At 36.7% G+C, this 12197-nt stretch carries 10 protein-coding genes; 9 read left to right on the top strand and 1 reads right to left on the bottom strand.

Features of this window, described 5'->3' with window-relative positions:
- Positions 1–29 precede the first annotated feature (29 nt).
- The 3 genes from GM418_RS30405 (at position 30) to GM418_RS30395 (ending at position 3607) form a co-directional block, all read left to right on the top strand.
- Complete coding sequence (locus GM418_RS30405) at positions 30–1613, top strand: alpha-L-fucosidase (protein WP_158872029.1); 1584 nt, start codon at positions 30–32, stop codon at positions 1611–1613.
- 673 nt (positions 1614–2286) lie between these two features.
- Positions 2287–2964 carry a hypothetical protein gene (locus GM418_RS30400; RefSeq protein WP_158872027.1) on the top strand — a complete coding sequence of 226 codons (678 nt, stop codon included), beginning with the start codon at positions 2287–2289 and terminating at the stop codon, positions 2962–2964.
- A 79-nt stretch (positions 2965–3043) separates the two neighbouring features.
- Positions 3044–3607 carry a transposase gene (locus GM418_RS30395; protein WP_217447651.1) on the top strand — a complete coding sequence of 188 codons (564 nt, stop codon included), beginning with the start codon at positions 3044–3046 and terminating at the stop codon, positions 3605–3607.
- Between the two features lie 108 nt (positions 3608–3715).
- Here GM418_RS30395 and GM418_RS30390 read toward each other — a convergent pair whose 3' ends face one another.
- Positions 3716–4417, bottom strand: a complete 702-nt coding sequence (locus GM418_RS30390; protein ID WP_158872025.1) for an SAM-dependent methyltransferase — start codon at positions 4415–4417, stop codon at positions 3716–3718.
- A 64-nt stretch (positions 4418–4481) separates the two neighbouring features.
- Here GM418_RS30390 and GM418_RS30385 point away from each other — a divergent pair, with 64 nt between their 5' ends.
- The 6 genes from GM418_RS30385 (at position 4482) to GM418_RS30360 (ending at position 12115) form a co-directional block, all read left to right on the top strand.
- Entirely contained in the window at positions 4482–5276 is a 795-nt protein-coding gene (locus GM418_RS30385) for an MBL fold metallo-hydrolase (protein ID WP_246222797.1), read from the top strand.
- A 268-nt stretch (positions 5277–5544) separates the two neighbouring features.
- On the top strand, positions 5545–6114 hold the full coding sequence (locus GM418_RS30380) for a hypothetical protein (protein WP_158872023.1): 570 nt from the start codon (positions 5545–5547) through the stop codon (positions 6112–6114).
- Between the two features lie 12 nt (positions 6115–6126).
- Positions 6127–7515, top strand: a complete 1389-nt coding sequence (locus GM418_RS30375; RefSeq protein WP_158872021.1) for a hypothetical protein — start codon at positions 6127–6129, stop codon at positions 7513–7515.
- A 13-nt stretch (positions 7516–7528) separates the two neighbouring features.
- Positions 7529–10159 carry an nSTAND1 domain-containing NTPase gene (locus GM418_RS30370; protein WP_158872019.1) on the top strand — a complete coding sequence of 877 codons (2631 nt, stop codon included), beginning with the start codon at positions 7529–7531 and terminating at the stop codon, positions 10157–10159.
- A gap of 20 nt (positions 10160–10179) precedes the next feature.
- The gene (locus GM418_RS30365) at positions 10180–10653 is read left to right on the top strand and encodes a DUF4231 domain-containing protein (protein ID WP_158872017.1); all 474 of its coding nucleotides are present in this window, start codon (positions 10180–10182) and stop codon (positions 10651–10653) included.
- A gap of 109 nt (positions 10654–10762) precedes the next feature.
- Positions 10763–12115 (top strand): transposase, encoded by a 1353-nt coding sequence (locus tag GM418_RS30360; RefSeq protein ID WP_217447505.1) that lies wholly within the window; start codon positions 10763–10765, stop codon positions 12113–12115.
- The last annotated feature ends 82 nt before the right edge of the window (positions 12116–12197 follow it).

Below are 12197 nucleotides of genomic sequence, written 5' to 3'. Positions count from 1 at the left end.
TAATGCTAAATTGAATAATAAAAACATAAATGAAATCTGTAAAATCATGCCTAAAGTATAGTTGGATTATTTTATTGTTTGTCATTATTGCTCTGTGTAATTGCCAACAACCTGTACAAAAACAATATGAGCCTACTGTGAGTTCTCTTGATTCGCATCCTGTGCCCGAGTGGTTTAATGACGCCAAATTTGGAATTTTTATCCACTGGGGAGTTTATGCTGTACCGGCATTCCATGAATGGTATGTAGAATATATGAGTCCGAAGTCCCAATGGGGGCATTCGCCGGAAGGTCCTCCGTACACAGCTGAACAGGGCAACTTGCCCGACAGCGTCTTCCGGTCAAAGATTCGCAATGGAGCCAATAAGTATCACCGCGGGAATTATGGTGCCGATTTTGAATACGATGAATTTATTCCCATGTTCAAGGCTGAAAAGTATAACCCGGAAAATTGGGCGGGTTTGTTTAAAAGTGCCGGTGCGCAGTATGTCGTCCTGACCGCAAAACATGGTGATGAATTTGCGCTTTGGCCAACGAAATATACTGACAGGAACGCAATGGATATGGGCCCCCATCGTGATCTGGCGGGTGATCTTTTGAAGGAAGTGCGTTCGATGGGTATGAAAATGGGCTTCTATCACAATACTACTTATTCGTTTTGGGATAAAAGATATCCAAATAAAGAGTGGGTAGATTATATGAATAATTCGATAAAAGAGCTGGTGGATTTGTATCAGCCCGATATTTTGTGGGGAGATGTACCTGTGGGGCCGTTTCGTAATAACAATGGAAAGCCTTTGGGGGCAAACCATTGGAACAGCAAGGAGGTGATTGCCTATTTTTATAATCATTCGGAGAATCCAGATCAGGTTGTTACAAACGAACGTTGGGGTTTGGATACTACCGCTTCCCAAGCTCTGTCTGACAGGTCAGTATCGAATTCACTTTGGGCTAAACAGGCACAGCGATGGAATACCGGGAATGGTATATTTCTTGGTGACTTTCAAACACCGGAGCGACGAAATATTACCGGGATTTTTGATTCTCCCTGGGAGACCTGCGATGCCCTTGATCCAACTTCATGGGGCTATAACAAACAAACTCCTGATGATGCATATATGACTACAAACGAGTTAGTTGATTATTTGGCGGATATTGTCAGCAAGGGGGGGAATCTTTTGATTAATATTGGCCCCAGAGCCGATGGTACCATCCCGGAGGTGATGCAAAACAGGTTAAAGGGAATTGGTTTGTGGCTATCTATAAACGGTGAAGCCATTTATGGTACCAGACCATGGAAGGTATTTGGTGAGGGGCCTACGGTGTCTGAGGTTGGTTCTTGGGGAAGGGAAGATGGTGAATATGGATTTAAATCGGGTGACGTTAGGTATACAAGAAAAGGAAATATACTTTTTGTTATTCTTCTTGAGTGGCCGGGTTCTGAAATAATACTTAAAACTTTGCAAGGTATAGATATTAAAAATATATCGATGCTAGGTTCAGATGAGTCAATCCGTTGGGAACAAACAAAAGATGGTATTGATGTTTTTTTGCCGCCAAATCCAATTTCCTTGTATGCAAATGTCTTACGGTTTGAGTGTGTAAATTTGTAAAGTTTTGTATGTAGTATTACTAAGATATGGAATTTTGGATCTGGAGTAGACCTGAAGTATCACTGAAAGATTTTCGTAAGGATTTGGAATGTACAACGAAGCACAACAATAGTAATCGTATAAAGTATATCGATGTTGGATTTCTGAATTTCAGTTAATATCTGAGTTTGATGTTAATTCTAATACAATAGTCATCGAAGCTTTGAACTTGAAAGTGAAGGAACCAGTCAAGAAAGTTGCTCGATTAACTGCAAAATGTTTTTTAGAATTTATGGGTAATTCCTTTTTATTCTTAAGAAAAATGCTTTAATTTCGTCATAATGAATGCGTTCTAAAGCATGTGAACTATAAGGTGACCTGGTTTTTAAGAAGCGGCCTAATCTGTTGATATACAGTTAGTATCAAAACAATATTCGAATCCTGCTACCCCGACTTGAAAATCAAAGAGTTACAAAGATTAAATTTTGTAACTCTTTTTTATTTGCATATAGTTTGCATACAAAATCAGTTATTTTTACATATAATTATTTTGGAATAATTCAATTCTTATGCACTATTGGACTTACCCCAAAATTCACATGATGATTTGACGTTGCTCTTTATTGATAAGGCTTGTAGGTTTTAGTTGAAGTGAAATTGGTTTCTTTTTACAAAAAAATGGGGATACTTTTTATTGCATTTAGATAAAAGTACCCTCCTGTATATATTTGTAATACCGCTCACAAATTCAGGAGGATACGATATGAACTTTAGCCATTTAGCCAGTAATCTCAGGAACAAAATAGCAAAATTTTCGGGGATACTTTCAATTCAACTGGATAAAACTGCAGGGCGTTTTATAAAAGAAGCAGTATACGGTATTTTAGCTTCGCAGTCAGTTATGTTAACAGAAATTGGGCGGCAACTGGAAAGCAAGGTAAGGTTAAAGAAAATCGAAGAGCGTTTTAGCCGTCAATTAAATAAAGCTCAAATATGGCAAAATGTACATCAACAAATACTTTCTTTAGCAAAAAGCAGGATAAATAAGGATACTTTATTGATCCTTGACCTTGGCGATATCCATAAACCTTATGCAGAGAAGATGGAATACCTGGCAAAGGTTAGGGATGGGAGCAGCCTTGAGGGCAATATAGTTGATGGGTACTGGACAAACCAGGTTATTGCAGCAGAGCCTGGCAGCAATGAACTAACACCACTATATTCAGCATTGTATTCACAAGAATCCCCTGATTTTAGAAGCGAGAACGAAGAAATCAAGGGGGCCATTGATTTTGTAAGCAAACAAACGGGCAACCAAGGGGTATGGGTCATTGCCGTGGGGGCGACAGGGATAAAATATATGAGCCCTTGATTGAAAAAAACAGGCAATTTATTATCCGCCTGGTAGGTACGCGTGATTTGATTTGCCGGGGTAAGCCTATCAGAGCATTATGGTTGGCGCATGCCCATGCCCCTATAAAGAAACTATTGTACGGGTAAAAAACGGGGAAGAATTTATTTACCATGTAAGCTATGGGGCAACTTCTGTAAAACTCCCATGGTCCAATAAGCCCTTAACGCTGGTTGTAGTGAAAGGTTATGGCAAGAAGCCAATGATGATATTGACTTCTCTGCAAGTAAAAAGAAATAAAGGGGGTATAAAACACATAATCCAATCCTATATCAAACGTTGGAGTATTGAAGAAACTATCCGCTTTATAAAACAAACATACGATTTAGAAAATATCAGGGTACTAAAATACAGACGGTTGCAAAATATGATGGCTTTATTGCTTGCTGTTTTCTATTTTATTGCTGTAATTCTTGACCAATCAAATAAACTTACTATTATGGCAGGGCATATATTAAAAAGCGCCAAAAGGGTTTTTGGGATACCAGATTTTAAATACTATGCATTGGGAGATGGGATAAGTAATATTTTTAAACGTTGTCCAGGCAAATTATCTGATTTTTATCGTAATAAAGCTGATCCGCAACTTAATTTTATTTTCTGATAAAAAATGGGGTAAGTCCAACTTACAATACTCCAATCACAAATAATAATTTTAACAGAAGATACCTGGATAATGCCGGGGGTGGGCTTAAATACAAGGCTGTATTTGTTATTCACCAATTAAAAAGATTGTTGGGATTTTATGTAAGTCAGGCAATTTTCCCTGCCAGTTTTTTATCGTTTTTGTTACAATATACTCATCGTCTCCCGTAATATTTGCTGCTATGCAAAGCCTGGTGGAAGAGTGACAGGTTTTTAACAAATCACTTAACATCTGATTATTTCTGTACGGAGTCTCAATAAAAATTTGTGTTTGTTTAGTGTTTTTTGCCTGTTTTTCCAATGCAGAAATGGCACGTGTTCGTTCGTTCGGTTTTACAGGCAAATACCCGTGAAAAGCAAAATTTTGCCCGTTTAATCCGGAAGCCATCAGTGCGAGCAATATCGAAGAGGGGCCAACCAGCGGCACAACTTTTACGCCTTTTTCATGGGCAATTTTTACAATATCAGCTCCGGGATCTGCAACTCCCGGACATCCCGCTTCTGAGATCACAGCAATGTCAAATCCTTTTTGGATAGGGCTTAGAAAAAAGGGAAGTTCAGAACTTTGAGTGTATTTATTTAATTCAAAAAAGGTCAAACTATCAATGTCAATTTCTTTGTTTACCTGTTTTAAAAAACGACGTGCGGTTCTTATATTTTCCACAATAAAATATTTTGTATTGGTGAGAATCTGATAAATACCAGCCGGCAAAACGTTTTGCCAGTCTCCTTCGCTTAAAACATTGGGAACAAGAAATAATTTTGGCATATTAAATTTTTTGTAAAAATAAATATATTCATTATCAGAACACAGCTTTTGTTAAATTTGTGAAATGCTTGAACACGAAAATTTTAAAATTGAAGCTACTTTTTTAGGGACCGGAACTTCTCAGGGTGTTCCTGTAATTGCTTGTGAATGTGATGTGTGTAAATCAGTAAACCCAAAAGACAAAAGATTACGTTCGTCGTTGTTGCTAAAAATTAATGGACAACATTTTGTTATTGATGCCGGACCCGATTTTCGTCAGCAAATGTTACGTGAACAATTGATTAGCCTTCGTGCCATTTTACTTACCCACGAGCATGTCGATCATATTTTTGGACTTGATGACATTCGCTCTTTTAACTGGGTGCAAAAATCGCCGGTTGATATTTATGCAGAATCCCGTGTGCAGGAAGCTATTAAGCGCATTTTTAATTATGTATTTGCCGACCATAAATATCCCGGGATACCTAAAATGAAGTTACACATGGTTAGCGGTCGTTCGTTTAAAATTGATGAAATAAAATTTGTACCTGTCCGCTGTTTCCATCACAAATTGCCGGTTTACGGCTTCAGGGTTGGCGACTTAACCTATATTACCGATACCAATTCGATTCCTGATGAAGAAATGCTGAAGATTGAAGGAACAAAAATTTTAATAATCAACGCACTTCGGGAAGAGAAACACATCTCACATTTTAATTTGGACGAAGCTCTGGCAGTAATCTACAGAATACAACCCCAAAAGGCTTTTTTGACACATTTAAGTCATGCTTTTGGTAAACACGAAGACATTCAGAAAAAACTACCTGCAAATGTTTTTGTTGGATATGATGGTATGAAATTAGTGTTGAATAATTCGTAATAAAGGCCGGCCACAACTGTCATTCCGGCAAATCCATCGCCATTTTTGCCTGCGTTTTCATGTTATAAAATTCAACTAAATTATTTTTTAGAAGTATTATTAAAAACAGGAGCGCAAGTTAATCGCATGTAAGTTAGCGAACTACACGAATAAATTTATTTAGAAAACTTCTAAATAATGATATTTATTTCGTATATTGATATTCTTAATTCTTGTTTCTAAAGATGAATCGTAACAAGAAGCATAAAAAGTAAAGCTAAACTGACGAATGAAAAAGATTAAAATATTCCTCGCTTCTTCAAAAGAACTTAAGTTGGAAAGAGAGCAAATGGAGATAGAAATTTATCGGAAGTGTAAGTCGTGGTTTGACAGAGAAATCTTTCTCCATCTCGACATTTGGGAAGATTTATCCACCAGAATGTCTGTAACAGGTTCGCAAAGTGAGTACAACAAATATGTAAAAGATGCTGACCTGTTTGTTTTTCTGGCTTTTTCAAAAGTTGGAATGTATACTGCTGAAGAATTTGAAAACGCTTTTGGACAGTTTCATACAACACAAAAGCCGTTTATATTCACCTATTTTAAAAACTCCCCTGATAGTGAAGATGAAAGTCTTATTGAATTTAAGAAGAAATTAAAGGACCTGAAACATTTTTATTCGGGCTTTTCAGATTTTAACGATTTGTGGAACCAGTTTAATAAAGAACTCGACAGACTGGAAGCAGATGGATTTACTGAAAACAAAAGACCTGAACAGAAAACAGGCGAAAAGAATATTACTCAAAATGCAGAGAAGGTATACAATATCGATAAAATTGATACTGCTAACTTTTCATAATTTCGGATTAGTATGATACATACAGAGGGGACTGAAAGAATTATCATTCAGGAGGTCAGCGAGAAAGGTATGACACTAAATGTGAATGGTGAGATACGTACAATTCACAATCAACTTGCTGAACTAAAAGAATTGGTGAAAAATCAGAATGTTTCGAATGTCACCTATGAAAATAAGGTATACAACATCGAGCACATTAATGAAGCAAACTTTGGTGTTGTAACAAGCAACAAAGTATTTAACGGCGTCTTAACCAAAGAACTGATACTTCTGCTAAAAAATAAGAAAAAACCTCAGTCTTTTCTTAGCGGCTTACCGGAAGAGGATAAAGATAATTGGGAAAGTGTTAGAATGCATCTCAGAGATGCGCAGGAAATACTGGCAGAGAGCTTTGTTTGGATAATAGGGTGGGAGCTGAGAAGATTATTTTCAATTGGAAATGACAAAGAGAAAAGAATTGAAACGAAAATTGATGAGTATCTGAATCACTGTTTTAGTACCTACCGAATTTCACTTCAGCTTATTAATTTTCTTTTTATCTCGCAGTTGTGGGATGAAAAAAGTAGCAATCCCGCCATAAATTCAAAAAACGATGAGATAAGCAATTTTTTTAATGCGAGTAGAGATTTAAAACTGAGCGAACTTCGCAATTTGTTTCAATCTCTGATTAAAGTTTATAAAGCGAATAAACTTGAGTTTCCGTTGAAAAACGAAGAATTGGGTGATGTGGATGAATTTCTTAATCCCGAAAGTAAATTTAACCTCGCCTGTGCTGAGCTTGAGAATTTGGAATTGGTGGATCCGGGAAAAATAGCATTTGGATTGGGGCATTGTCACACTGCTGAAATTTCGTTGACAACAATTCTTTCAAATTTTAATTTTTTAGCTGATTATCAATTGGTCACCTTAAAAAAAATTGAATATGAAGAGTCGCGAAATTCAGTGGCCTGGTACATCAAGGATTTAAATATTCTTGAAAACAATGAGTCAAAAAATTTACTCCGTTACCTCAAATTTGACAATACTCCCCAGTTAACATATTCTGTATTTTTCAGGAACAGAAATACATCGGTTAATTTATTTCCTTTTTTAATAGACTACAATGCATTGACCAATGAATCTGATTTTCAATTGCTTTTTTATCAATGCCGGGAGGGTGAGAGTGGTTTGAGATATTTTTCGATTAAAAGTGAAAAAGAGAAGGTTATCGACTATATGGCAACTGCTGCTGAATCGATGGAAATAAAATCAGAGGCTCAAAAAAATGAACTTCAGAAGAATATTCGCCTGGATATGGTTAGCAAACAGTTTGAAGAAGCTATGAATACGCTGCTGGGTACAAATTTCAAGTTTAAACCCAAAGTCAGTGAGATAAACGACGACCTCCTGGGTAATCTTTAAAATTGAATTCCGCATGCAAAAAAAATATCCGTTTAAGTTTTTAGACAGCTATCAAAGGAGTGATAAGGAGTTTTTCTTTGGGCGTGATGAAGAAATTGATGAATTGTACCAAATGATTTTTCAAACCAAAATCTTGGTACTTTACGGAACATCCGGAACAGGAAAAACAAGTTTGATTCAGTGCGGCCTAGCAAACCGATTTCACACCTACGATTGGCTGGCTCTTTATATCCGGAGAGGCGGAAATCTGATTTCATCGCTTGATAAAGCACTTTGTTACGAAAGCGACGAAGCATTTACTTATGTTGAGCATAATGATTTTTTGATTGAAAAACTTCCCCGAAAAATAGATGCGGTGTACAAAGCATCGTTTAAACCGATATATCTTATTTTTGATCAGTTTGAAGAGCTTTACGTTTTAGGCTCAAAAACAGAGCAGGAGCAATTTATTAAAATTGTAAAGGAAATTCTTACGGTTGATCAACCGGTAAAAATTATCTTAAGCATTCGGGAAGAGTATCTGGGTTATTTGTATCAATTTGAAAAGGAGGTGCCACAGCTTCTTCGAAAAAAGTTGCGGGTTGAACCCATGTCGTTTGCCAAGCTGGAAGATGTAATCAGGGGGATTAATGATTATGAACTCTCGCTTGTTCAGGTTGAAGAAGAAAAAATTGACGAGATTACAGAAGAGATATTTAAACGGCTTAAAGACAAAGAAACTACACGCACCATACAATTGCCTTATCTTCAGGTTTTTCTTGATAAGTTATATATAAATAAAACCAACGATGAAAGTCATCAGGCAGATGCATTAATTTCACTTGAAGATTTAAAGAACATCGGCGATATTGATGACGTATTACAGGATTTTCTTGAAGAACAAGTTAAAAACATCAGCAGAGAACTGAGTCAAAATAAAAGGACCGTTACTTCTGAAATCATCTGGACAATACTTTCAAATTTCTGTACCCTGGATGGAACAAAAGAGCCGATTTCAAAAAGAGAGTTAGTACATCGTTTAAAGTCGGACTTGGATGTAACGCTTATTGAGGATTCTGTTGAATTGTTTACAAAAAAAAGAATTCTGAATAAATCGGAAGATGAAGATTTGTATGAACTGGCCCACGATTCGCTGGCCTTAAAAATAACAGAAAAAAGGAGTGAGGACGATATTTCAAAACTGGAAGTGAAACGTCTGATCAAAAGCAAAGCTTCCCTGAAAGACGATTTCAGGGAGTATTTTACAGAAAAACAAATAAATTTTATTGAGCCTTATCTTGATAAAATAAAATCGGAATTGACCGCTGAAGAAAGAAAGCTGATAAAGGAAAGTAAAAAAGTACTGCGCCGAAAAAGGAGGAGAAAAAAAGCGGGGATTTATTCTTTAATAGGAGCGTTTTTTATTTTATTGATATACTCATTTTATCTTTCTGATAAACAAGCACAAATAAGTAATTTTCAAAATGATATTGATCCCCTCAAAAAACTGATTTCGCTGGCTGAGACAAATATCCTGCATGCCTCTTTTATGGATAAAAATCCTACCTTGTCTTTACAACTTTTTAATGCTGCTTTTTTTAATCTTGATTCAGCAAAAAGTATTGATACCTTGCGTGATAAACAATATCGGTATATTTCTTCATATATCGCCGAAGAATATAAAAAACTCGACTCTACATATACTGTTAACGAGACAATGGTGCAAGATAAAGCGGATTCAGTATTAAAAAAGGATTTTGCACTGTATAAAATTGTTGAACCTCAAAATCCGGAAGATACAATATTTGATATACGTTTTGTAAACGGAATATTTACAGACCAAGATGATGACTTAAAATTCCGTTTGTGGAATGGCGAAAAAGACACTACGCATTTATCTGAGCTTGCGCAGGTTGTTTTTCCCAAAGATTCAGCAGAGGCTATGGCTTTGTATAAAAATGGAACGGTTCGGTACTGGGGAAAGAATCCTCATTACCGTAAGCTGAAAATGGAGGAAGGTGATAAAATTATAAGTATTGCTCCTATTCAGTACCGGGTTATTGGTTATAAATTGCTATCGGCAATGAATAATCACCGACTTGTTGAATGGAATTTAAACGGAACCAAACGAAGAAGTACCAACATTGAAGTAGTTTATATCAAGGAGGATTTGGAGTTTAACGACAGTATTGTATCTGTTGCCATTTCGCCAAACAGGGCAAGAATATTTACTGCGTCTGATCAAGGAATAGGAATTATCTGGCCGGCTGATACCAGTAATGTTGTGCTTGATACAACCGCCAGAAAAGCTTTTAATCTTTTACAGGATACGGTACTGTGTTCTGCATTCTCAAACAATGGTGAAATGATTGTTACCGGTTCAGTAGATCACTCAGTAAAAATATGGAATGCTGAAAATGGTGAATTAATTAAGATTTTGAACGGACACACGGGACCAGTCACGTCTGTCGCATTTTCAGCAAATAATAAAATAGTTTACACCGGGGCTCTGGACAAAACCTTTCGGCAGTGGCGCTTGCCTGACGCAGAGTCAATCTCGCAATTTGACTCCGTTCGCTGGAATGCTAATTTGACTTTTTTAGATCTTTTTAAAAAAGGTATTTTAAATGAGCGACCACATAAAGTCCAAATTAAATCAAATTAAATGTCAGAAAATTATTTGGTATGGAAAAAGAGATGTTTAATGATTATCTTGAGAACAGATATTATTCTCAGCTGAGGTATTATGGAAAATCGTCAGCAAAAAATCAAAAGAAATATCGGAATTTTCAGTGGATTCTGATTGTTTTATCGGCGATAACACCTGTGCTGGCAGCAATAAACGGAGAAAGATATAATCTTCAGTTTGTTGTTGTGGTTGTTTCGGCCTTGGTTGCCATATTAACAACAGGGCTTAAAACATTCCAATACCAGGAGTTGTGGGTGAAATACAGGGCAACAAGTGAGCAGTTAAAACCAGAAATTCATTACTATAACTTTAACGTTGGTCCTTACGGAGAGTCCGGTGTTGACAAAGAATCTCTTTTTATTTCAAGAGTAGAGGCGATTTTGGATGAAGAGCATAAGGGATGGCCACCTGCAAAAAAGATGGAAGAAAAAGATGGAGAAAAGCAAGGAGCTGTAGAGGGATGTTCATAAGTATCAAAACCTATTGACAATAAATACGATAGGTTTTGTTATTTTTAAGAAAAACCCCGAAAAAGGCCTGAATCGCCAAAAATCGGGGTAATTTTCAAAATCCTTAATTGTGAAAGTACAAAGAATTTATGAAACGCCCCTTGAAATTAATTTTAATTCACCACGTCAGGAATTTTCTCTTTACTGGAAATCATTTTTAACATCTGAAATTGGTAAACTCTATGTCTCCTTACCCTGGGATGATTTAGTCCGGCATTTTAAAATCAAAGAAAATAAGAAAGGACCTTCCCGTTTTTTTAGTCCCGGGGGAATGATTGCATTGATGTTCCTTAAGTCTTATGTGGGGTGTTCAGACCGAAAACTAATTGAGCACTTAAACGGCAATATCCACTTTCAGCTTTTTTGTGACATCTGGCTACAAGGTGAAAGGCTTACCAATTATAAAATTGTCAGCCAGATACGTACTTTTTTGTCATCAAGGTTAGCTATTAGTGAAGCTCAAAAAATATTGGCAAAACATTGGAAACCCTTTATTGAACATCCCAACATTATGCTTACCGATGCAACATGTTACGAAACTTCGATGCGTTACCCAACCAATATAAAACTACTGTGGGAAAGTGTAGACTGGTGTTACGGTCAATTGAAATTAAGCTGTAAGTATTTAAAGATACGAACACCCCGAACCAAATATCTCAAGCAAAAAGAAAGGTATAGTCACTACAGCCGAAAGCGCAGGAAATCGAAAAAGCAGCGTAGAATACTTACCCGGAGCCTGCTGCACTTACTGGGGAAATTATTGTTTTTACTGGAAGAAACCCAGCAGAACTATCTTTATGAATTTACCATGCCAGCCAGATATTATCGCCAAATCAAAATAATTACCACGGTATTATCTCAACAACAAGAAATTTTTGATACAGGTAAAAGTGTACCCGACCGTATAGTCAGCCTTTCAAAAGCTTATATCCGGCCAATTGTACGAGGAAAAGAAGTTAAACCTGTTGAATTTGGAGCCAAGGTAAATATGATACAATTTGGAGGGATTAATTTTATCGAGCACATAAGCTTCAGCGCTTTTCATGAGGGGATAAGGCTTAAGCAATCTGTGCGTTACGGTCGCCAGCTGGTAGGTAAACCAACACACCTTTCGGGCGATGATATTTATGCCACCAATGCCAACCGCACCTGGTGCAGGAAAGAGAATATCATCCATGGGTTTAAACGAAAAGGAAGGGCAGGAAAACATGAACAGCACCGGAAAATACTTCATTCTGTACTTCGTAAAGAAAGAGCCACGCGAATGGAAGGAAGCTTTGGAACAGAAAAAGAACACTACGGCTTAAAGAAAATAAGGGCCATGACCCGGAAAAATGAAGAACTCTGGATTTTCTTTGGTGTACATACAGCAAATGCAGTTAGGATAGCCCGAAAAATGGCGCTCCAAAAACAAGCTGCCTAAAATCAAATCAATTTATTCAAAATCTTTAGGCAAATGGGAAAACTATGCCCAATTCCGGCCTTTTTTCGTCATAAAATCAATC

It is taken from the genome of Maribellus comscasis, from assembly GCF_009762775.1.
Classification (GTDB): Bacteria; Bacteroidota; Bacteroidia; order Bacteroidales; family Prolixibacteraceae; genus Draconibacterium; species Draconibacterium comscasis.
The sequence above is the reverse complement of the archived record's forward strand: the minus strand, read 5'-3'. Positions and strand labels throughout refer to the sequence as shown.